Origin of the sequence: Ramlibacter sp. GCM10027632 (assembly GCF_042675325.1) — a bacterium.
GTDB lineage: Bacteria > Pseudomonadota > Gammaproteobacteria > Burkholderiales > Burkholderiaceae_C > Ramlibacter.
In genome coordinates this window covers 230,343-252,455 of record NZ_JBHTGW010000004.1, presented here as the reverse complement: position 1 = coordinate 252,455, position 22,113 = coordinate 230,343, and the positions used below count along the sequence as shown (strand labels likewise).

The following is a 22,113-nucleotide window of genomic DNA, read 5'->3' as shown; positions in this document are numbered from 1 at the left end:
AGCGCACATGGCACGAATGAAATTCATCTGCGACGCCGAGCGCTGCATCGAGTGCAACAGCTGCGTCACCGCCTGCAAGAACGAGCACGAGGTGCCCTGGGGCGTGAACCGCCGCCGCGTGGTCACGCTCAATGACGGCGTCCCCGGCGAGAAGTCCATCTCCGTCGCGTGCATGCACTGCTCGGACGCGCCCTGCATGGCGGTGTGCCCGGTCAACTGCTTCTACAAGACCGACGAAGGCGTGGTGCTCCACGACAAGGACATCTGCATCGGCTGCGGCTACTGCAGCTACGCCTGCCCCTTCGGCGCGCCCCAGTTCCCCTCCAAGGGCACCTTCGGCGTGCGCGGCAAGATGGACAAGTGCACGTTCTGCGCCGGCGGCCCCGAGGCCAACGGCTCGCAGGCCGAGTTCGAGAAGTACGGCCGCAACCGCCTGGCCGAAGGCAAGCTGCCGGCCTGCGCCGAGATGTGCTCGACGAAGGCCCTGCTCGCCGGCGACGGCGACATGGTGGCCGACGTGCTGCGCTCGCGCGTGGTCAAGCGCGGCACCGGCGCCGAGGTCTGGGGCTGGGGCACGGCCTATGGCAGCAAGACCGCGGGCCAGCCCCCGCAAGGAGGCAAGTCGTGATCCGCACCCTCGCACTCATCGCCTCGCTGCTGGCGCTGGCCGGCTGCTCCGAGAAGCCGCAGACGCTGGGCGGCGTGAAGTCCGACGTGCCCGCCTTCCAGGGCACCGGCTCGAACTTCACCGCGCCCGGTTGGAAGCCCGGCGACAAGACCAGCTGGGAACAGCAGCTCAAGACCCGTGGCCAGGGGCAGAACGACTATGCAAAGGCCCAGTGACACCCTGCTGCGCGCGGCGCGCGCCCTGGCGGCCGGCCTGCTGATCGCGGGCGGGGCCGCGGGTGCGGCATTCGCCCAGGACAAGGCTGCGGCTGCGGCCGCCCCCGCCGCTGCGGCGGCGGCCATGCCTGGCATCCAGGGGCAGAACATCATGGATGTGAAGCCCGAGGCCAGCCAGGACCCCAACTACCTCAAGCAGTCCAACGCCGAGCGGGCCCGGGTCCAGCCGGGCAACAACGCGCCCATGTGGCGCGCGGTGGGCAGCGGGGTCGAGGGCTACACCAGCCTGCCCAAGGCCGATGCGCCCGAGGCCGGCGTGCTGATCCAGCCGTTCGTGCAGTACCCGGGCTCGCGCCTGACCACCGCCGGCGAGGCCTGGCGGCAGGTGCGCAACCAGTGGATCATTCCCTACGGCGCGGCGCTGCTCGCCATCGTGGTGCTGGCCCTGGGCCTGTTCTACTTCGGCAAGGGCACCATCGAGCTGCACGGCGCGGAGACCGGCCGCAAGATCGAGCGCTTCACCCCGTTCGAGCGTGCGGCCCACTGGACCAACGCCATCGCCTTCGTGGCGCTGGCCGTCTCGGGCATCGTGATGGCCTTCGGCAAGTTCTTCATCCAGCCCGTCATCGGCGGCACCCTGTTCGGGTGGCTGACGTACGTGCTGAAGAACGTGCACAACTTCGTCGGCCCGCTGTTCGTCGTGTCGCTGGTGATCGTCTTCATCACCTTCGTCAAGGACAACCTGCCGGGCCGCGGCGACCTGCAGTGGATCCTGCGCGCTGGCGGCCTGTTCGGCGGCAAGGAGGTGCCCTCGCACCGCTTCAACGCCGGCGAGAAGGGCCTGTTCTGGGGCGGCGTGTTCCTCCTGGGCGCGATCGTCGTCGCCTCCGGCCTGGTGCTGGACAAGCTGATCCCCGGCCTGATTTACGAGCGCGCCACGATGCAGGTGGCCCACATGGTCCACGCGGTGGCCACCGTGCTGATGATGGCCATGTTCCTGGGCCACATCTACATGGGCACCCTCGGCATGCGCGGCGCCTACAGCGCCATGCGCACCGGCTATGTCGACGAGACCTGGGCCAAGGAACACCACGAGTACTGGTACGACGACGTCAAGGCCGGCAAGATCCCCGCGCAGCGCAGCGCGCTGCCGGGCCCGGCCGCGCCGGCCGGCGACACGCGCGCCGCTTGAGCGCTTGAGAAGAGAGACACCGATGAAACAGCTCCTCGTTCCCCTGCTGATCGCTGCCGCCGCGCCGCTGGCGCTGGCCAAGCTGCCCGCGCCCGACGACGCGGCCAAGGCCAAGGCCGCCGAGGCCGCCGCCAAGACGGCCTGGCAGGCCAAGGTCGACGCCTTCCAGCTCTGCAAGTCGCAGGACAAGGTGGCGGCGCACTACCGCAAGGGCGCGCCGGTGGCCAAGGCCGCACCGGCCGCCAAGCCGGCTTCCGGTGCGTCCGCCGCTGCGGCGCCCGCCGCGGCCGCGCCGGCGCCCTGCGCGGACCCGGGCCCCTTCGTCTACACCGCCGCGCCCGCGGCGGGCGCTTCGGCCCCGGCGGCCTCCAAGCCTGCGGCCCCGGCCTCGGCGAAGAAGGCCTGAGCGTTCCCGCTTCCATCCCAGGGCCAGCCGGCATCGGCTGGCCCTTTTTGCTGTAGCCTGCCCGCCATGCCGCTGCCCCGCCTCACCGAAGCCCGCGCCCCGCTCACCCGCGAGATCGAGGCGGTCAACGAGCACGGCGAGCGCGAGCCGCTGCAGATCCCCGCCGAGCGGGACCTCACGGTCTACGTCGACAAGCGCGAGCTGGTCACCCTCATGACCCTGGGCGCCCACCCCGAGTGGCTGGTCCTGGGGTACCTGCGCAACCAGCGCCTCGTCGCCTCGGCCGCCGAGGTGGAGTCGGTCACCGTGGACTGGGAGGTGCAGTCGGCGGCGGTGAAGACCCGCGCCGGCATCGACCGCATCGAGGAGCGCACCGCGCGCCGCGTGGTCACCACCGGCTGCGGCCAGGGCAGCGTGTTCGGCGCGCTGATGGACGACGTGGCCTCGATCGCGCTGCCGCAGGCGCGGCTCACGCAGGCGCAGCTGTACGCCATCGTCAACGCGATCCGGCTGCAGGAGAGCACGTACAAGTCGGCCGGCTCGGTGCACGGCTGCGCGCTGTTCCGGGGCGAGGAGATGCTGGTCTTCGTCGAGGATGTGGGCCGCCACAACGCCATCGACACCATCGCCGGCTGGATGTGGATGCACGGCGTGGAGACCTCCGGCGCCGCGCCCGAGGCGCCCTTCGTCTTCTACACCACCGGCCGCCTGACCAGCGAAATGGTGATCAAGTCGGCCCAGATGGGCGTGGCCCTCGTGGTCTCGCGCAGCGGCATCACCCAGATGGGCCACCAGGTCGCGCAGCAGCTCGGACTGTGCGCCATCGGCCGCGCCACGAACCGGCACTTCCTGTGCTACTCGGCGCCGCAGCGCCTGCTGCTGCAGCCGGAGCTGGCCGGGCGACGCGCCTGACGGGCCGGGGTCCGGCTCCGGCTCCGGCTCCGGCTCCGGCTCCGGCGTCAGCGCTTCAGCGCGTCGCGGGCGGCGCCGGGGCCGTCGCGCCGCCCTCGGCCGCCTCGATGCCCAGCGTGAGGCGCAGCCACACCGCCGCCGGCGCCGGGGTGGACCCCACCGCCAGCATCGGCAGCGCGAACAGGTCGTGCGCTCGGCCGGGGCGGTGCGGCACGACGGTGGCCGCGGTCGCATAGCCCGCCGCGCGCGCCATCGCCGCCAGCACGGGGGCGACGCGGCCGAAGGGGTAGCAGTAGTGCCGCACCGGCAGGCCCACGGCGCACTCGAGGTCGTCCTTGCAGCCGGCGATCTCGGACCAGGCGGACCACTCGTCCAGCGTCCGCAGGTCCACGTGGTGGCGGCTGTGCGCGCCCACCTCCTGGCCGGCCGCCACCCAGTCGCGCAGCTGCCGCGCGTCCATCATGGGATAGGGCGGGCCGCCCCGGTTGCCGTCCCAGGTCTCGCCCAGGCGGGCGCTGACCGCGAAGCCGGTGGCGGTGAAGCCGTGCTTGCGCAGCACCGGCAGCACATGCTCGGTGGCGGACACCGCCGCATCCACCGCCAGCCCCACCACGCGGCCGCTGCGCTCGCCGCGCAGGTAGGGCTCCAGGTCGCGCATGGCCAGGGCGGTGTAGCCGGCCTCGCGCAGCCAGCCCATCTGCTGGGCGAACTCCTCGGGCGGGGTGGAGGGCCACTGGTTGCGCTCCACGCCTGCGGGCATCGGCGCGACCTGGCCGTAGCGCAGGATGGGGGGCGGAGGAAGGCCAGCCGTGGACGGCGCGGGAGGGTGGGTCATGGCGGGCAAGCAGTGAGGGCCCGCGAATCCTGTGGCCCGAGGCCGGATTCTCGTGTCGGCAACAAGCGTATCGAAACGTCGGACAAGGCCTTGCCAATTGCTGGGCAAGAACATGCACTTCCGCACGTGAACGAGGCCCGGCGCGGGCGAGAGCGGCCAAGCAGGCGAGGGTTCACCAAAAAGGCATTTCCAGTTGTAAGCGCGGCCCGGACTCCGGCAGGGCGGATGCCTACGATGCGCGCTCCTGCAGGGAGGCGATGCGATGTCTGCTGCGATCCGGGCCGTCTTCATCGGTGACGGCACGCTCCTGGTCCGATGCGCCGAGGCCTGGCTCGCGGCCGGGCATGCGGTGGCGGCGGTCGCCAGCGCCGACGCGGCCGTGCTCGGCTGGGCCCGGGGCCGTGCGCTGCCGGCCGGTCCCCTGGCGCAGGCCGCCAGCCTGCCCGAGGCCGACTGCCTGTTCAGCGTCGCCAACCTGCGCGTGCTGCCGCCGGCGCTGCTGCGCCGGGCGCGGCAGGCCTTCAACTTCCACGATGGCCCGCTGCCGCGCTATGCCGGACTGCATGCCCCGCACTGGGCCCTGATCTGCAGCGAGACCCGCCACGGCGTCACCTGGCACGAGATGACGGAGGCGGTGGACCGCGGCCGCATCGCCCGCCAGCAGCTGTTCGACCTCGCACCGGACGAAACCGCGCAGAGCCTGAACGCGCGCTGCTACGAGGCTGGCTTCACCACCTTCCTCGCGCTCATGGACGACCTCGCCGCGGGCGGGGCCGTACTCGCGCCGCAGCGCGGCCCCGCCAGCGGCTTCGGCCGCCACCTGCGCCCGCCGGCCCTGGCCACCCTCGACTGGAGCTGGCGCGCGCCGCAGCTGTGCGCGCTGGTGCGCGGGCTGACGGTGGAGGACTACCCCAACCCGCTGGCCCTGCCCAAGCTGTGGACCGGCACGCGCCTGCTGGCGGTGGGCCGGGCCAGCGCGGGGCCTGCCGGCGCGGCCGAGGCCCCGCGCGTCGTGCCCGGCACGGTGCTGGCGGTGGAGGACGGCGGCCTGCGCGTGGCCACCGCGCAGGGCGTGCTGCGCGTGGAGGGCCTGCGCGCGCTCGATGCGGACCCGTCGCCGCCGCTGCGGGGCCTGGCCGCGGGGCAGGTGCTGCCCGCGCTGGATCCCGCGCTGCGCGAACGCCTGGCCCAGGCCCAGCCGCGCCTGGCGCGGGCCGAGGTGCCCTGGCGGCGCGCCCTCGAGGACCTGCCGCCGCTGGAACTGCCGTACCGGCGTGCGGCGGCTGGCGCGCCGGCCGGCCTGCCCTCGCCGCTGCGCCTGCCGCTGGATGCGGCCGAGGCCGGCAGCGACACCGTCGCTGCCTTCTGCGCCTGGCTCTCGGCGCTCACCGGGCAGGATGCGGTGGGGGTGTTCTACACCGATGCCGTCCTCGCCGGCCAGGCCGAGGGCCTGGAGCCCTGGGCCTCGGCCTGGGTGCCGCTGGTGCTGCGCACGCCGGCCGCGCGCCGCGTGCGGCATGCCCGGGCGCGGGCCGCGGTGCACGTCGCCCGCGCCCGTGACGCCGGCCCCATGACGCGTGACCTGCCGCTGCGGCTGGGGCGCGCGGCCGGCAGCGCCGGTCCGCTGCGCGCCGGTCTCTGCCTGGGCGGGCGCGGCCCGGTCCCCGGGCTGGCGCTGGTGCTGCATGCCGCCGCGCCGGGCCAGCCGCTGGCCCTGCATGTCGACGCCGCCGCCTTCGCGCCGCCGGTGGCCCATGTGATGGCGCGCCACTTGGAAGCCTGGCTGCAGGCGTTCGCCCGCGCCGACGGCCGGGTGGGGGAGGTCCCGCTGCAGCCGCCGATCGAGGCCGCGCAGTGCCTGGCCGCCAACGACACCGCGCTGGCGGTGGACATGGGCCTGGGCGTGCACGAGGCCGTGGCCCGGGCCGCGCAGTCACGGCCCGGCGCCACCGCCATCGCCTGGGGGCGCGAGCGCGTCACGCAGGCGGCGCTGCAGCGGCGCGCGCTGGTGCTCGCCCGGGCGCTGCGCGCGCGCGGCGCCGGGCCCGGCGACCGCGTCGGCGTGTGCCTGACCCGCACGCCGGACCTGGTGGCGTCCCTGCTGGCCCTCCTGCGTTGCGGCGCTTCGTGGGTGCCGCTGGACCCGGACCAGCCGGCCCCGCGGCTGCGCCTGATGCGGGAGGATGCCGGGGTGCGCCTGGTCGTGGGCCATGCGCAGGCCGCGGCCCTGCTGGGGGTGCCGGAGGAGGCCGTGGTGGTGCCGGGGGACGTGGACGACGGCCGGGACCCCTTTGCAGGTGCAGGTGCAGGTGCAGGTGCAGGTGCAGGTGCAGCGGAGGGCGAGGGCGAGGGCGAGGGCGAGGGCGAGGGCGAGGGCGAGGGCGAAGGCGAAGGCGTCCCCTGGCCGCGCGTCGAGGGCGGCCACGAGGCCTACGTGATCTACACCTCCGGCTCCACCGGCCGTCCCAAGGGCGTGGCCGTCACCCACGCCGGCCTGCTCAATCTCTTCGCCGGGCTGGACGCGCGCGTGCCGCACGCGGGCGGCGGCCGCTGGCTCGCGGTCACGCGGCTGTCGTTCGACATTGCCGTGCTTGAACTGCTGTGGACGCTCTCGCGCGGATTCACCGTGGTCCTCGCGCCCGGCCCGCGCACCAGTGCACACGACGTTGCGGGCGAGGGGGCACACGACACCCAGGGCACGCAGGGCACGCAGGGCACGCAGGGCACGCAGGGCACGCAGGGCACGCAGGGCACGCAGGGCACGCGGGGTGCGCAGGGTGAACAGGGGGCACATGGGACACACGAGGGGGCGAGGGCTGACCCACCCGGGCGTCCGGCGGGCCCCGCGTTCAGCCTATTCCACTTTGCCAGCGATGCCTCGCAGGCGCCCGGCGGCGGCGACCGCTACCGCCTGCTGCTCGAGGCCGCGCGCTTCGCCGACCGCCACGGCTTCGAGGCGGTGTGGACGCCGGAGCGCCACTTCCATGCCTTCGGCGGCCTCTACCCCAACCCGGCGGTCACCGGCGCCGCGGTCGCCGCCATCACCACCCGCGTCAAGGTGCGCGCCGGCAGCTGCGTGCTGCCGCTGCACCACCCGCTGCGCGTCGCCGAGGAGTGGGCCGTGGTCGACAACCTCTCGGGCGGCCGCGCCGGCGTGGCCTTCGCCTCGGGCTGGCAGCCGCAGGACTTCGCGCTCGCGCCCCAGGCCTTCGCCGAGCGCCGGCGCCTGCTGTTCGAGGGCGTCGACACGGTGCGCGCGCTGTGGCGCGGCGAGGCCCTCGCCTGCGCCGGGCCGCAGGGCGAGGCGCTGCGCCTGCGCGCGCTGCCCGCGCCGGTGCAGTCCGAGCTGCCGGTGTGGATCACCGCCGCCTCGCACCCTGCCACCTTCGAGTCGGCGGGCCGCGCCGGCTGCCACGTGCTCACGCACCTGCTGGGGCAGACGGTGGAGGAGGTCGCGGCCAAGGTGGCGGCCTACCGCGCGGCGCGGCGGGCCGCGGGCCATCCCGGGCGCGGGCAGGTCACGCTCATGGTCCATGCCTTCGTCGGCGAGGACCACGAGGCGGCGCGCGAGGCCGCGCGCGGCCCGATGAAGGCCTACCTGCGCGACGCGGTGGACCTGGTGCGCCAAGCCGCTTGGACCTTCCCCACCTTCGTGCAGCGCGCCGCCGCGGACGGCCGCACGCCGCTGGAGGTGATGCAGGCGCAGCCGCTGCAGGACGACGAGATGGAGGCCCTGCTCGAACACGCGTTCCGCCGCTACGCCGACGGCGGCGCCCTCATCGGCAGCCCGGAGCGTTGCCTGCCGCTGGTGCGCCGGCTCCGTGCCGCGGGCGTCGACGAGATCGCCTGCCTCATCGACTTCGGCCTGCCCGAGGACACCGTGCTCGCCCACCTCGAGGACCTGCGCCGCCTGATGGCCCTGGCCCAGCGGCCCCGGCGCCTGCCGCCGCCGCTTTCGCATGCGCAAGGGAGTGCCGCGGGTGCCGCGGGTGCGGAGGGGACGGAGGGTGCCGCGGGTGCCACGGTTGCGGGGGGGGCGGAAGGGTCGGACGGTGCTGCGGGTGCTGCGAGTGTTGGTGGTGTTGGTGGTGTTGGTGGTGTTGGTGGTGTTGGTGGTGTTGGTGGTGTTGGTGGTGTTGGTGGTGTTGGTGGTGTTGGGGACGTCGCGGACGTCGCCGCGCAGATGCGCAGCGAGGGCATCACCCACCTGCAATGCACGCCCTCGCTGGCGGCGCTGCTGGTGGCCGACGAGACGGGGCGCGAGGCGCTGCGGCGGCTGTCGGTGCTGCTGGTGGGCGGCGAGGCGCTGCCGGTGCCGCTGGCGCGCGAGTTGCGCGCGCTGGTGCCGGGCCGCGTGCTGCAGATGTACGGCCCCACCGAGACCACGGTGTGGTCGGCCTGCGGCGAGGTCGGCGAGCTGGGGCCGGCCGATGGCTTCGTGCCGCTGGGCGAGGCCCTGGCCAACACCACGCTGCACGTGCGCAATGCCTGGGGGCAGGAATGCCCGGCCCTGGTGCCCGGCGAGCTGTGGATCGGCGGCGCGGGCGTGGCGCGCGGCTATGTCGGCCTGCCGGCGCTGCAGGCGCAGCGCTTCGTGGCCGACCCGGCGCACCCGGGGCGGCGCCTGTACCGCACCGGCGACCGCGTCTGCCGCCACCCGGACGGCCGCCTCGAGTTCCTCGGCCGGCTGGACCAGCAGGTGAAGATCCGCGGCCACCGCGTCGAGCCGGCCGAGGTCGAGGCCGCGCTCGCGCGCCAGCCCGGCGTGCGCGAGGCGGCGGTGGTCGTCGTCGGCGCGGAGGGCGGGCAGGCCCCGTCGCTGCGGGCCTGGGTCACGGCGGGCGACCCTGGCCGCCCGCCCGAGCCGCGCACGCTGCGCCGCCGGCTCGCGCTCGAACTGCCCGAGGCGATGCTGCCGGCCTCGCTCACGGTGGTCGCGCGCCTGCCGCTCAATGCCAACGGCAAGGTCGACCGGCTCGCGCTGGCGCAACGCGCCACGCAAGGCACGCAAGGCACGCAAGGCACGCAAGGCACGCAAGGCACGCGTGAAGCGCATGAAGCGCATGAGACGGCTGGCGCGCTGGAGCGGCTCGTCGCCGCCACCTGGCGCGAGGTCCTCGGCGTCGACGAGGTCGGCCGCGACTGCAATTTCTTCGACCTGGGCGGCCACTCGCTGGCCGTGGTCCAGGTGCAGCGCCGCCTGCGCGAGGCCACCGGCCGCGAGCTGGGGGTGGCCGACCTGTTCCGCCACACCACGGTCGCCGCGCTGGCCCGGCACCTCGCCTCGCGCGGCACGCCGGCCGCGGGCGCACCGGTGGGCCCGGGGGCGGTGGCGCAGGGCCAGGACCGCGCCCAGGCGCGCCGCCAGCGCCGCGCCCATGTCCCGGCCGCCTGAGGCCCCGGCCGGGGCCGTCGCCATCATCGGCCTGGCCGGGCGCTTTCCCGGCGCGCCCGACGCCGCGGCGCTGTGGCGCCTGCTGCGCGAGGGCCGCGACGCGACCCACCGCCCCACCGACGCCGAACTGCGCGCCGCCGGCGTGCCGCCCGCCGAGGCCGCCGACCCGGCCTACGTGCGCGCCTGCCTGCCGCTGGCCGGCATGGAGGACTTCGACGCCGGCTTCTTCGGCCTGGCGCCGCGTGATGCCGCGGTGATGGACCCGCAGCACCGCCACTTCCTCGAATGCGCCTGGGAGGCGCTGGAGGATGCGGGCCACCTGCCCGAGACCTTCGGCGGCGGGACCGGCGCCATCGGCGTGTATGGCGGCTGCGGCGCGCAGCTGTATTTCGCGCGCCACCTGCTGCCCCACGCGGCGCTGCTGCGGTCCATGGGCCTGTTCCTGCTGCGGCACACCGGCAACGACAAGGACTTCCTCACCTCGCGCGTGTCGTACCTGCTGGACCTGCGCGGCCCCAGCGTGGCGGTGCAGACCGCGTGCTCCACCTCGCTGGTGGCGGTGCACCTGGCCTGCCAGGCCCTGCTGGCCGGCGAGTGCGACCTGGCCCTGGCCGGCGGCGCCAGCATCGAGCTGCCGCACCGCGCGGGCTACCGCCACGCGCCTGGCGAGATCCTTTCGCCCGACGGGCGCTGCCGCGCCTTCGATGCCGACGCGGCGGGCACCGTCTTCGGCAGCGGCGTCGCGGTCGTCGTGCTGCGCCGGCTGGAGGACGCGCTGGCCGATGGCGACTTCATCCATGCCGTGATCCGCGGCAGCGCCGTCAACAACGACGGCCGTGGCAAGGCCGGCTACCTGGCGCCCGGCGTCGACGGGCAGGCGCGCTGCGCCGCCGAGGCCCTGGCGGTCGCCGGCCTGCGCCCCGCCGACATCGACGCGGTCGAGGCCCACGGCACCGGCACCGCGGTGGGCGACCCGATCGAGGTCGCGGCGCTGGCGCAGGCCTATGGCGCGGCGGCGCCGGGCACCATCGCGCTCGGCTCGCTGAAGGCGCACATCGGTCACCTGGACACCGCCGCCGGCGCGGCCTCGCTGGTCAAGGTCTGCCTTGCGCTGCGCCACGGGCTGTGGCCGGCGCAACTGCATTTCCGGCGGCCCAACCCGCGCTGGGCGCACGAGGGCCTGCCGTTCACCGTGCCCGTGGCGCCGCGCCCCTGGCCCCGCGGCCCGCGCGTGCGGCGCGCGGCGGTGCATTCGCTGGGCGTGGGCGGCACCAACGCCCACCTGGTGCTGGAGGAGGCGCCGCAGGCGCCGGCCGAGGCCGCCCTGGCCTGGCAGCTGTTCACGCTGTCGGCGCGCAGCGAGGCCTCGCTGCAGGCGCTGGCCGCGAAGTGGTGCGCCTTCCTGGACGACCCGCCGGCCGACTTCGCGCTGGCCGACGCGGCCTTCACCACCCGCATCGGCCGCCGGGCCTTCCCGCACCGCGTCGCCCTGGTCGCGCGCGACGCGGCGGGACTGCGCGAGGCGCTGCGGGCGCGGGTCCCGGCCGCTTCCGCCGCGCCGGCCGGTGCGTCCCCGCCCGTGGCCTTCCTGCTGCCCGGCGGGGGAGCGCAGTTCCCCGGCGCGGCGCTGGACCTGCTGGCGTGGCCGGCCGCCGGCGAGGCCGTGGCGTCCTGCTGCCGGGCGCTGCCCGCCGAGGTCGGGCCGCGGGTGCGCGAGGCGCTGCTGGGGCCCGGGGCGGATGGCCGCGGTGCCGGGGCCGCAGGGGGGACCCACTGGCTGCAGCAGCCGCACCTCGCGCTGCCCGCACTGTTCGTCCTGCAGTTCGCGCTGGCGGCCCTGTGGGCGCACTGGGGCGTGCAGCCGGCTGCCGTCCTCGGCCACAGCGCGGGCGAGGTGGCTGCGGCCTGCCTTGCGGGCCTGCTGTCGCTGGAGGACGCGCTGGCCCTGGCCTGCCTGCGCGGCCGCCTGCTCGAGGCCGCGCCGCCGGGCGGGCTGCTGGCGGTGGCCCTGCCCGAGGCCCTGCTGCGGCCCCGCCTCGCGCCGCTGGGGCTGGACCTCGCTGCCCTCAACGCGCCCGCGCTGTGCACCGCCAGCGGTCCCGGGCCGGCGCTGGCGCGTCTGGCGGCGCAGCTCGAGGCCGAGGGCGTCGAGGCGCGCTGGCTTCCGGTGGGCGCGCCGGCGCATTCGCGCGCGGTCGAGCCGCTGCTCCCGCAGCTGGAGGCGTTCACCCGCACGCTCGCCGCGCGGCCCGCGCAGCGGCCGTTCCTCTCCGCCGTCACGGGCTGCTGGGTCCGGCCGGGCGAGGCCCTGCCACCCGGCTACTGGCCGCGCCACCTGCGCGAGCCGGTGCGCTTCGCCCGCGCGCTGCGGCTGCTGCGGCGTTCGCTGCCGGGCGCGGTGTGGGTGGAGGTGGGGCCGGGGCAGGGGCTGGCCGCACTCGCCCGCGCGCAGGGGCCGGGCCGCTCGCGCGAGGTGCTCGCCAGCACGCGGGCCGCGGCCCGTGCATCCAGTGCATCAGCTGCGGCAGGTGCGGCAGGTGCGGCAGGTGCGGCAGGTGCGGCAGGTGCGGCAGGTGCGGCAGGTGCGGCAGGTGCGGCAGGTGCGCCCGGGGAGGACCTGCCGGTCATGTTGGCCAGCGCCGGCGCGCTGTGGTGCCGCGGTGTCGCGATCGACGGGCGAGCGGTGGGGGGGACGGGCCGGCGCCGGCGGCAGCCGCTGCCGACCTGCGCGTTCGAGTCGACGAGGCACTGGATCGAGCCGCCGGCCCCCGTCGAGCCGTCCGGTCCCGGCTTCGACGGCGCCGATGCCGATCCCGATGCCGCCGAAACGCCTGCCGGTCCCCCTGCCGCCGGCGGCGCCCCGGCGGGTGGGCCTGCCGCGACCGCTCCCGCCGCGGGGGATCCGCCCAGCCGGCTGTCCACCGAGCGGTGGGGGCGCGAGGACCTGACCGCCGTCGTGCCGCCCCGGGGCCGCTGGCTCCTCGTCGGTGCCGGACCTTCGCTCGCGCGCGCGCTGGGCCGCCGCTTCCGCGGCCCGGGCCGCGAGCTGCTGCGTGCCGATCACGGCGGGGGCTTCGTGCGCCTCGGCCCGTCGCACTGGTGCATCGCGCCCGGCGGCGAGGACGACCTGCGGCAGGTGCTGGAGGCACTGCAGGCCGAGGGCCGACTGCCCGACATCGTGGTCCATGCCGGAGCCCTTGCGCCGCTGCGCCGGCCCGGGGAGCCGCTGCCGTTGCGGGCCGAGGCGTTCGACGGCCCGGTGCGGCTCGCGCGCGCCCTGCAGTGGCTGGACCTCGCGCAGCCGCCCCGGCTCCTGGTGGCGACCGCCGGGGCGCAGGCGGTGGCGGGCCAGGCCCCCGTGTCGCCGCTGCAGGCGCTGGCGCTGGGGCCGGCCCGGGTCGCGCCGCGTGAAGTCGCGGGGCTGGGGGCTCGCATGGTCGACCTCGATCCTGCAGCGGGCGCGGCGGGTGCGGCGCGCCATCTCCTGGCCGAGGCCTCCGACCTCGCCTCCGGCCGCGTCGAAGGGCCGGCCCTCGCCGGCTGGCGCGACGGCGAGCGCTGGACGCCGCGCCGGGAACGCTTGGCCGCGCCGAGGGCGGTGGCCGGCGGTCCCGGCGCTGTCCCCGGTGCCAGTGCGGGTGCCAGTGCCAGTGCAGGTGCAGGTGCAGGTGCAGGTGCAGGTGCAGGTGCAGGTGTAGGTGCAGGTGTAGGTGCAGGGGCCGGCCTTCGCGAGGCCGGCGTGTACCTCGTCACCGGCGGCCTGGGCGACCTCGGCCTCGCGCTGGCGCACTGGCTCGCGCGCCGCTGCCATGCGCGGCTCGTGCTGGTGTCGCGCCGCGCGTTGCCGCCGCCGGCGCAGTGGGCGGTGCTGGCGGCCCGTGGCGACGATGCGCCGCTGGCCCGCCTCCTGCGCCGCCTGCTGGCCATCACGCGGGACGGCGGCGAGGTGCAGGTCGAGGCGGCCGACGTGGCCGACCCGGCCCGCATGGCGCAGGTGCTGGCGGGCGCCGCCGCGCGCTGGGGAACGCTGCATGGTGTGTTCCACGCCGCCGGCGAGGTGGACGATGCGCCCCTGGCCACCAAGCCCCTGGCCGACATGCACCGGCTGCTCGCGGGCAAGGCCGGCGGCGCGTGGGTGCTGCACCGACTGCTGCCGCGGCCGCTGGACCTGTTCGCGGTGTTCTCCTCCACCAGCGTGGACCTCGCGCCGCCCGGCCAGGTGGACTACGTCGCCGCCAACGCCTGTGCCGAGGCCGTCGCCCGCGCCCGGCCCGACGGGCGGGTGCTGCGCTGGGGCCTGTGGGCCGACACCGGCATGGCGGCGCGCGCCTGGGGCCTCGCGCCGGCGGCGATGGCCCCGCCGCCGCCAGCCGCCACCCACCCCCTGCTCGGCGCCCGCCGTGAGCCGGTGGAGGGGGCCCTCGCCTTCGAGTCGCAGCCCGATCCGGCGCGCCTGTGGCCGCTGGCCGAGCACCGGGTCGCCGGCCGGCCGGTGCTGCCCGGCGTGGCATGGCTGGAGGTGGCTCGGGCCGCCTGGACCGCGCTGCGCGGCCCCGGCCCGCTGGCGGTGCGCGAGCTCGCGCTCGACGCCGCGCTGGCGTTCGACGCCGCGCCGCGCCGCCTGCAGGTGCTGCTGCGCCCGGCCGGCGAGGGCCTGGCCCTCGAGGCCCGCAGCCGCGGCCCCGGCGAGGCCGGCTGGCGGGTCCATGCGCGCGCGCTGCTGGCGCCCGGGGGTGATGCCGCTGCCGCTGCCGCTGGCGAGGGCGCTGGCGCTGGCGAGGGCGCTGGCGAGGGCGAGGGCGAGGGCGAGGGCGAGGGCGAGGGCGAGGGCGAGGGCGAGGGCGAGGGCGAGGGCGAGGGCGAGGGCGAGGGCGAGGGCGAGGGCGAGGGCAAGGGCGAGGGCAAGGGCAAGGGCAAGGGCAAGGGCAAGGGCAAGGGTGAGGGCGAACCGCCACCGCCGCTGGAAGGCCCCTGGGTCCCCGGGCGCGCGCCGCAGGGCGGGCATGTGGCGCTGGCTTTCGGTCCGCGCTGGGACTGCCTGGAGGCGCAGCGCCTCGGCCCCTGGGCGGCCGAGGGCCGGCTCGCGCTGCCCGCCGCGTTCGCCCGCGACCTCGACACCTTCGCCTGCCACGCGGCGCTGCTCGACGCCGCCGCCACCCTCGGGCTGCACCTGCTGCCGGCGCCCGGCCAGGGCCGCCTGTTCGCGCCGGTCTCGCTCGAGCGCGCAGTCCTGCGGGCCCCGCTGCCGGCGCGCTTCGAGTGCCGCGTCCGCCTCCGCGGCGCCGGGGCAGGCGGCGACGCGTCGTTCGATGCCTGGCTGTTCGCGCCCGGCGGCTCGCTCCTGGCCGCGCTGCAGGGCCTGCGCCTGCGTGCGGTCGACCCCGCGGTGCTGGCGATGCCCGCGGCGCGGCCGGCCTCGATGCTGCGGGCCCGGCTCGGCGAGGGGCTGCGGGCCGGCGACGCACCCGCGCTGTTCGAGCGCGCGCTCGCGGCCGGCGCGCCGCTCGTGATCGCCACGGCGCGGGAGGCGGCGCAGGAGCTCCCGACGGCCGACGCCGGGACAGGCCGCGCATCCGCCCCCGCCCCGGCCGCCACATCGCCCACATCGCCCACATCGCCCACATCGCCCACATCGCCCACATCGCCCACATCGCCCACAGCGCCCACAGCGCCCACAGCGCCCACAGCGCCCACAGCGCCCACAGCGCCCACAGCGCCCGCCGCCGCTTCGCGCGCCGACGTTCCGGCTCGCATGCCTGCCCCGTCGGAAGGGCCGGCATCGCCGTGCGCCGCCCTCACCCCGCTGGAGTCGGGCATTGCGGCGATCTGGCGCGACCTGCTCGGTGTCGCGGATCCCGGGCGGCACGACGATTTCTTCACGCTCGGCGGTCACTCGCTGGTCGCGGTGCGGCTGTTCGCGCGCCTGCGCCGGCAGTTCGGGGTGGACCTGCCCCTGTCCATCCTGTTCGAGGCGCCGACCCTGGGCGGGCTGGCGCGCCGGCTGGCACAGGCCGGGGCCGCAGCCCCGGTAGCGCCAGCAACCTGCGATGCGGCACGCGCACCCGCCGCCACCCCGCCGCCCTGGTCTCCCCTCGTCACCCTGCGGCCCGGCGACCCCGCCCGGCCGCCGCTGTTCTGCGTCCACGGCGCCGGCGGCCACGTGCTGAACTTCCGCCCGCTGGCCGACCGCCTCGGCGCACACCAGCCGGTGTACGGTCTGCAGGCCCAGGGCGTGGACGGCCGCCTGCCCCCGCTGGCGTCCATCGAGGCCATGGCGGCCCAGTACCTGGAGGCGCTGCGCGCGGTGGCGCCGCGGGGGCCGTACCGCCTCGTCGGCTACTCCGGCGGCGGGCTGGTGGCCCTCGCGATGGCGCGGCAGCTGCAGGCCCGGGGCCAGGGCGTGGACCTGCTGGCAATGATCGACACCCTCGAGCCCGCCGCCGCGCGCGCCGCGATCGCGCCCTGGCGCAAGCTGTGGCTGGCCCGCCGCCGGCCCTGGCAGCACGCCCGCGCCTGGGTCGCCCGCCAGCGGGCGGCCCGCCCGGCGCTGGCCCGCCACGCCCAGGCCGAGGCCCTGCGCTCGCGCGGCGAGCCGCTGCCGCCGGAGCTGGTGGAGGAGTCCCTGTACCGCCATTTCATGGGCCTGCAGGCGCGCCACGACCCCGGTGACTGGGCGGGCCCGCTGTGGCTGTTCAAGGCCCGCGACGCCGACCTGCGCCAGCTCGCCGCCGGCCCCCGCCTGGGCTGGGAGGCGCGCGTGCGCGGCGCGATCGAGGTCGTGCCGCTGCCGGGCGCCCACCTGGAGGTCATGGCCGGCCCGGGGCTGGAGGCGCTGGCGCAGGGCCTGCGGCGGGCGCTGGCGCAGGCCGACGGCGCCGCCCCCGCCGCTGCGGCCCCCATTGCTTTTGGGGTACCTTCAGTCCCATGACTTCGACCTCCTCCTGGCGCCTGGGCTGGCGCACGCTGCGCCGCGACCTGCGCGCCGGCGAGCTGCGCCTGGTGATCGTGGCCGTGACCCTGGCCGTCGCCGCGCTGGCCGCGGTGGGCTTCTTCGCCGACCGGCTGCAGGCCGGCCTCGCGCGCGACGCGCGCCAGCTGCTGGGAGGCGACGCGGTCGTCGCCAGCGACCAGCCGGCGCCGCCGGCCTTCGCGCAGCAGGCGAGGGCGCTGGGCCTGCAGGCCGCCACCACGGTGAGCTTCCCCACCATGGCCCGCGCCGACGACGCGCAGGGCGGCGCCAGCCGCCTCGTCGCCCTCAAGGCCGTGCCCCCCGGCTACCCGCTGCGCGGCCGCCTCACCGTGGCCCCCGCGCCCGACGCGCCGGCCGAGCCCACGCGCGAGGTGCCCGCCGCGGGCGAGGCCTGGGTCGACGCGCCGCTGCTCGACGCGCTGGGCCTGCAGGTGGGCCAGCCCCTGTGGCTCGGCGATGCGAAGCTGCGCATCGCGCGGATCCTGGTGACGGAGCCCGACCGCGGCGCCGGCTTCATGAGCTTCGCGCCGCGCGTGATGATCGGCGAGGCCGACCTCGCCGCCACCCGCCTGGTGCAGCCGGCCAGCCGCTTGACCTACCGCCTGGCCGTGACCGGCCCCGACGCCGCGGTGCGCCGCTTCTCCGACTGGACCCAGGCCCAGGTCAAGGCGCAGGACCTGCGCGGCCTGCGGCTGGAGTCGCTGGACAGCGGCCGACCCGAGATGCGCCAGGTGCTCGATCGCGCGCAGAAATTCCTCAACCTCGTGGCCCTGCTCGCCGCGCTCCTGAGCGCGGTGGCGGTGGCCCTGGCCGCGCGCGGCTTCGCCGCCAGCCACCTCGATGACTGCGCCATGCTGCGCGTGCTGGGCCTGCGCCAGCGCACCATCGCGCTGGCCTACGCCTTCGAGTTCGGCGTGGTCGGGGCGGGCGCCAGCGCGCTGGGCGTAGCGCTGGGGTGGGCGGTGCACTTCGTCTTCGTGCGGCTGCTCGCGGGGCTGGTCGACGCCGGCCTGCCGCCGCCGGGCGCCTGGCCCGCCGTTTTCGGCCTGGGCATGGGCCTGACCCTGCTGGCCGCCTTCGGCCTGCCGCCGGTGCTGCAGCTGGCGCAGGTGCCGCCGCTGCGCGTGATCCGCCGTGACGTGGGCGGGCTGAAGCCGGCCTCGCTGGCGGTGCTGGGCCTGGGTGTGGCGGGCTTCGCCGCCCTGCTGCTGGCCGCCAGCAGCGACCTGAAGCTGGGCGCCATCGCGGTGGGCGGCTTCGCCGGCGCCGTGGTGCTGTTCGCCGGCCTGGGCTGGGTGGCGGTGAAGGCGCTGCGCGCGGTGGTCAACGAGGCCACCGCGCCGCGCTGGCTGGTGCTGGCCACGCGCCAGGTCTCGGCCCGCCCGGCCTACGCGGTGGTGCAGGTCAGCGCGCTGGCGGTGGGCCTGCTGGCGCTGGTGCTGCTGGTGCTGCTTCGCACCGACCTCGTCGACAGCTGGCGCCGCGCCACCCCGCCCGACGCGCCCAACCGCTTCGTGATCAACGTGCAGCCGGACCAGGCCGCCGCCTTCCGCGCCATGCTCGAGTCGGCCGGCGTGGCGCGCTACGACTGGTACCCCATGATCCGCGGCCGCCTCGTCGCGGTGAACGGCCGCGCGGTCTCGCCCGATGACTACGCCGAGGACCGCGCGCGCCGCCTGGTGGACCGCGAGTTCAACCTCTCCCACAGCGCGGCGCAGCCGCCGCACAACCCGGTGGTGGCCGGCCGCTGGGTGCCGCAGGAGCGCGATGGCGCCAGCGTGGAGGAGGGCCTGGCCCGCACCCTGGGCCTGCAGCTGGGGGACACGCTGCGCTTCGACATCGGCGGGCTGGTGCACGAGTCGCGCATCACCTCGCTGCGCAAGGTGGACTGGGGCTCGATGCGCGCCAACTTCTTCGTGATGTTCCCGGTCGCCGAGATGCCGGGCACGCCGTCCACCTACATGACCTCGTTCCGGGCCCCGGCGCAGCGCGGCTTCGACAACGCCCTGGTGCGGGCCTTCCCCAACATCACCAGCGTGGACATGTCGGCCACGCTGACGCAGGTGCAGTCGGTGCTGGACCAGGTGATCCGCGCGGTGGAGTTCCTCTTCGGCTTCACCCTGGCGGCGGGCGTGGTGGTGCTGTTCGCGGCCGTCACCGCCACCCGCGAGGAGCGCGCGCGCGAGTTCGCGGTGATGCGCGCCGTCGGCGCCCGTGCCTCGCTGCTGCGGCAGGTGCAGCGCGCGGAGCTCGCCGGGGTGGGACTGCTGGCGGGCCTGCTGGCGAGCGGGGTGGCCAGCGCGGTGGGCTGGGCCCTGGCGCGCTACGCGTTCGACTTCGAGTGGCGCGCCTCCCCCCTGGTGCCGCTGGCCGGCGGCGCGGCCGGCGCCCTGCTGGCCCTGGCCGCCGGCTGGTGGGGGCTGCGCGAGGTGCTGACCCGGCCGGTCGTCGAGATCCTGCGCAAGGCACCGCAGGACTGACGCGGGGAACCGGTGGTCCGGGCATCGGCCGGCAGCTGCCGGGCCCGGCCCCGCACGGTCCTATAAGTCCGCCGGGCGGCCCTCCGCCGCCCGGAAAGGACACCATGATCCACAGCCCCCGCGGCGTGCGTCCCCCGGGCACGCAGGCTTCGCCGTCGACGACCAGCAGTTCCAGCACGACGACCAGCAGCCCCGGCACGACGACCCAGCACCCGCCCCTGACGACCTCCTCGCCGCCCGCTTCGCCGCGGGAGGCCGACGTGGCGTTCGGCCGCTGGCAGGTCAGCGTCGCACCGCAGGAGGGCGGGGCCTCCCCCCGGTCCGCGGCGGTCGCCGAGTCGAAGCACGGCGGGGGCGGGTTGGCGGGCGGCGTCGGCGTCGGCGTCGCGGGCGGGCTGGCGGGTGCGAGCCAGGTCCACCCGGCGCTGGCCCACCTCCTCGACCGGGACGACCTGCCGCTCCTGCTCGACGCCCTGCCCGGCACCCACCGCGGCGGGCGCTACGACGAGATGCGCGCGGCCCTGGTGGCGTACCTCCGGCACCGGGCCCAGTGCCGGGCCGCTCCCGCCGACGCGAAGGGCGTGGTCGGCGAGCGCAACCTCGCGACCGCGCTCTCGCGCCTCGAGAAGACCAACACGGCCCACCTGGAGCAGCTGGAGCGGTCCCTCTCGGCCTACCTCGGCCGCCTGCGCATTCCCCTGCTCGACTCGCGGGCCGAGCCCGAGATGGAGCAACTGCTGCGTGAGGTGCGCCAGCGGCTGGCGCCGACCCAGGCGGGCCTGATCGTGCCGCTGTCGCTGGGCGACCTGGGCGACCTGGGCGACCTGGGCGATCCGGAGGAGGACAGCGACGGCGCCGAGGCACCCGAGGCGTCCGCCTTCCGCACCCCGGGCGCGAACGGCGAGTCCGGCACGAACGGCCTCCCGGGCGAAGCGTCGGACGAGGAGGATGCCGGGCCCATCGGCCAGGGCGGGGCGCTGGTGCGCAGCGTGGCCACCTGGCACCTGCCGCCGCAGCCGGCCGGCGCGCAGGGCCATGGCGCCGAGGGCAGTGCGGTCCAGGCTGCGCTGCAGGTCACGGGCGAAGTCACCGTGTCCAGCTCCGGCGAACCCACGCCGATGACCCCGGACAGCCCGCGCCGCAGCAGCGAGTCGTCCCGGTCGGAGGACGGGGCAGGGTCCGGCTGAGGGAGCGGTCTCGATGAAGTCTTCCGCGCCAGCCCGCGCCCTGCCGCCGTCCTCCGGCGCGCCCCGCCCCCAGCCGCAACGCCCCGAGGTGCCACGCCCACAGCCGCCTTCCTCCGGCGTGCTGCCGCCCCGGCCGCCGCCCCACCCCCCCGGCGTGCCGCAGCCGCCGTCCTCCAGCCTGCCGCGGCCCTCCGTCGCGATGCCCCGCACCGTGACGCAGCGGCCCGAAGCCAAGCCGGAAGCCAAGCCCGAAGCCAAGCCGGACGCCAAGCCCGAAGCCAAGCCCGAAGCCAAGCCCGAAGCCAAGCCCGAAGCCAAGGACCCGGCCCGACCCGGGACCGCGTTCCGGGCCGCGCGCGAAGCCAGGTCCCTGCCGGCGGCCGCGCCGCCGCGGCCGCCGCCGTCGCCGGCCGGCAAGGTCCCGCCCCCGCGCCGGGACCTGCTGCGGGTCGGTGACGAGACCTGCGTCGTCACGCAGGTCCGTGAGCTGGGCGCGGGGGAGAACAACCGGGTCTACCGCATCGAGTTCCTCGACGGCAGCGAGCGCGTCGGCGCGGTGTTCCGGCCCTTCGCCGGGACGGCCGCGGCGCCGCCCCCTCCGGGCGGATCGCCCGCCGGCGAGGCCGTCGCCGAGGCCTTCCGCCTCGCCGGCATCGACGGGGCGCAGCCCCGGCGCAATGAGCGCAACGTCGCCGCGTTCGTGGTGGACCGGGCGCTGGGCTTCGACCTGCTGCCCTTCACCGCGCTGGCCACCTGCGAGCAGGGCGGCAAGCCGATCCCGGGCCTGCTGATGTCGTTCGCGGCGGGCCAGTCGCCCGAGGTCCGGGGGGCCCTGCAGCTCACGCTGCCTGCAGCCGACCTCGCCCGCCTGCGGGGCCGCCCCCAGGCCCTCGCCACCCTGGCGCAGGACCTCGGGTGGCTGGGGAGCGTCCTGGCCCGGGACCACCTGAGCCTGACCAACGGGCACCGCGCGGAACGCAAGGGCCTGGGGTCCGTCGCGCTCGAGCCCCGCAGGGCCGTGGCGGCGATCGACTACGGCGCGCCGCGCCTGCGCCGGGAGCTCACCCGGCTGCAGTGGCTGCATACCCTGATCGGCGAGGTCGACCCGAACCCGGGCAACTACGTGGCCTGGCAGGACGCCGAGGGCGCGGCCGGCGTGACGGCGTTCGACCACGACCTGAGTTTCGGCCGCCAGGTGGCCGCCAGCGGCTGCCCCTGGTACTCCCGCGCCGACCCGCCGCGGCTGATCGACGCCGACGCCCGCGACGCGATCCTGCACCTGCCGATCGACCGGCTGCTGCGCAAGCTGGGGGCGCTGCTGCCCGCCGGCGACCTGGCGCGCCAGCGCCGCCGGCACGAGGAGGTCGTGGCCCTGCTGCAGCGCAAGAAGGACCCGGTGCTCGTCATCGACGACGAGGACGGCTGGGGCGGCGCGGCCGCCACCCGGGCGCTCGGCGTGGTCGACCTCGAGGCCGAGATCGCCGCCCTGCAGCGCAGGGAGGCGGCGACGCAGCCGGGCTGGTGCGTCGAGTCCCGTGAGGGCGCGGCCGCGGCCCTGGCCCTTTTCGAGGCGCTGTCGTGGCAGGTGACGCGGACCGGCTATGTGGCCCGCGACGCCTTCCGGCTGGACGAGGCCCGCTGGTGGCTGGCGCCGGGGCGGCGGGCCTGGCGGCCGAAGCAGGCGCCCTCGCTGTACGACATGAAGGCGGTCACGGACCGTGTCGCCACGGTGCTGGGCAGCGGCGGGGCGCCTGCCAAGGCCGGGGGGCAGGGGAAGCCGGGGGGCGGCGTGTCGTGACCGGGGGCGGGTTCGCCGGGCGGCGAGCGGCACCGGCCGGGGGGCGCCGCCTCAGGCTGGCCGCCCGGTGGCTTCAGGGCGGCCTCGGGGCTGCC

General features: G+C 76.7%; 11 protein-coding genes. 10 read left to right on the top strand and 1 reads right to left on the bottom strand.

Annotated elements, in window-relative coordinates:
* The first annotated feature begins 7 nt into the window (after positions 1–7).
* From fdh3B to ACFQZY_RS08605, 5 genes are all read left to right on the top strand, one after another.
* Positions 8–628 carry a formate dehydrogenase FDH3 subunit beta gene (gene fdh3B / locus ACFQZY_RS08625; RefSeq protein ID WP_377415124.1) on the top strand — a complete coding sequence of 207 codons (621 nt, stop codon included), beginning with the start codon at positions 8–10 and terminating at the stop codon, positions 626–628.
* A complete protein-coding gene (locus ACFQZY_RS08620) occupies positions 625–843 on the top strand; it encodes a hypothetical protein (protein WP_377415122.1) in 219 nt (72 codons plus the stop codon). Before fdh3B ends, ACFQZY_RS08620 begins: the two co-directional genes overlap by 4 nt.
* Entirely contained in the window at positions 827–2,035 is a 1,209-nt protein-coding gene (locus ACFQZY_RS08615) for a formate dehydrogenase subunit gamma (RefSeq protein ID WP_377415120.1), read from the top strand. Before ACFQZY_RS08620 ends, ACFQZY_RS08615 begins: the two co-directional genes overlap by 17 nt.
* Positions 2,036–2,057: 22 nt before the next feature.
* Complete coding sequence (locus tag ACFQZY_RS08610; RefSeq protein WP_377415117.1) at positions 2,058–2,441, top strand: hypothetical protein; 384 nt, start codon at positions 2,058–2,060, stop codon at positions 2,439–2,441.
* A gap of 66 nt (positions 2,442–2,507) precedes the next feature.
* Complete coding sequence (locus ACFQZY_RS08605) at positions 2,508–3,353, top strand: formate dehydrogenase accessory sulfurtransferase FdhD (protein WP_377415115.1); 846 nt, start codon at positions 2,508–2,510, stop codon at positions 3,351–3,353.
* Positions 3,354–3,408: 55 nt separating this feature from the next.
* Here the strand turns inward: ACFQZY_RS08605 and ACFQZY_RS08600 are convergent, their stop codons facing one another.
* On the bottom strand, positions 3,409–4,188 hold the full coding sequence (locus ACFQZY_RS08600; RefSeq protein ID WP_377415112.1) for a polysaccharide deacetylase family protein: 780 nt from the start codon (positions 4,186–4,188) through the stop codon (positions 3,409–3,411).
* Between the two features lie 262 nt (positions 4,189–4,450).
* Between ACFQZY_RS08600 and ACFQZY_RS08595 the strand changes: the two genes are divergently transcribed.
* From ACFQZY_RS08595 to ACFQZY_RS08575, 5 genes are all read left to right on the top strand, one after another.
* Positions 4,451–9,583, top strand: coding sequence for a MupA/Atu3671 family FMN-dependent luciferase-like monooxygenase (locus ACFQZY_RS08595; RefSeq protein ID WP_377415110.1), 5,133 nt, complete (start codon positions 4,451–4,453; stop codon positions 9,581–9,583).
* A complete protein-coding gene (locus tag ACFQZY_RS08590; protein ID WP_377415108.1) occupies positions 9,567–16,511 on the top strand; it encodes a beta-ketoacyl synthase N-terminal-like domain-containing protein in 6,945 nt (2,314 codons plus the stop codon). The genes ACFQZY_RS08595 and ACFQZY_RS08590 overlap by 17 nt, the downstream gene beginning before the upstream one ends.
* On the top strand, positions 16,508–19,033 hold the full coding sequence (locus ACFQZY_RS08585) for an ABC transporter permease (RefSeq protein WP_377415106.1): 2,526 nt from the start codon (positions 16,508–16,510) through the stop codon (positions 19,031–19,033). The genes ACFQZY_RS08590 and ACFQZY_RS08585 overlap by 4 nt, the downstream gene beginning before the upstream one ends.
* A gap of 104 nt (positions 19,034–19,137) precedes the next feature.
* The gene (locus ACFQZY_RS08580; RefSeq protein ID WP_377415104.1) at positions 19,138–20,220 is read left to right on the top strand and encodes a hypothetical protein; all 1,083 of its coding nucleotides are present in this window, start codon (positions 19,138–19,140) and stop codon (positions 20,218–20,220) included.
* A gap of 13 nt (positions 20,221–20,233) precedes the next feature.
* Positions 20,234–22,018, top strand: a complete 1,785-nt coding sequence (locus tag ACFQZY_RS08575; protein WP_377415102.1) for a hypothetical protein — start codon at positions 20,234–20,236, stop codon at positions 22,016–22,018.
* Positions 22,019–22,113 lie beyond the last annotated feature (95 nt).

Excerpts from the sequence above, each read along its gene's own strand:
- fdh3B (WP_377415124.1), top strand. The coding sequence starts at position 8 with ATGGCACGAATGAAATTCATCTGCGACGCCGAGCGCTGCATCGAGTGC.
- ACFQZY_RS08615 (WP_377415120.1), top strand. The coding sequence starts at position 827 with ATGCAAAGGCCCAGTGACACCCTGCTGCGCGCGGCGCGCGCCCTGGCG.
- ACFQZY_RS08610 (WP_377415117.1), top strand. The coding sequence starts at position 2,058 with ATGAAACAGCTCCTCGTTCCCCTGCTGATCGCTGCCGCCGCGCCGCTG.
- ACFQZY_RS08605 (WP_377415115.1), top strand. The coding sequence starts at position 2,508 with ATGCCGCTGCCCCGCCTCACCGAAGCCCGCGCCCCGCTCACCCGCGAG.
- ACFQZY_RS08600 (WP_377415112.1), bottom strand. The coding sequence starts at position 4,188 with ATGACCCACCCTCCCGCGCCGTCCACGGCTGGCCTTCCTCCGCCCCCC.
- ACFQZY_RS08595 (WP_377415110.1), top strand. The coding sequence starts at position 4,451 with ATGTCTGCTGCGATCCGGGCCGTCTTCATCGGTGACGGCACGCTCCTG.
- ACFQZY_RS08590 (WP_377415108.1), top strand. The coding sequence starts at position 9,567 with ATGTCCCGGCCGCCTGAGGCCCCGGCCGGGGCCGTCGCCATCATCGGC.
- ACFQZY_RS08585 (WP_377415106.1), top strand. The coding sequence starts at position 16,508 with ATGACTTCGACCTCCTCCTGGCGCCTGGGCTGGCGCACGCTGCGCCGC.
- ACFQZY_RS08580 (WP_377415104.1), top strand. The coding sequence starts at position 19,138 with ATGATCCACAGCCCCCGCGGCGTGCGTCCCCCGGGCACGCAGGCTTCG.
- ACFQZY_RS08575 (WP_377415102.1), top strand. The coding sequence starts at position 20,234 with ATGAAGTCTTCCGCGCCAGCCCGCGCCCTGCCGCCGTCCTCCGGCGCG.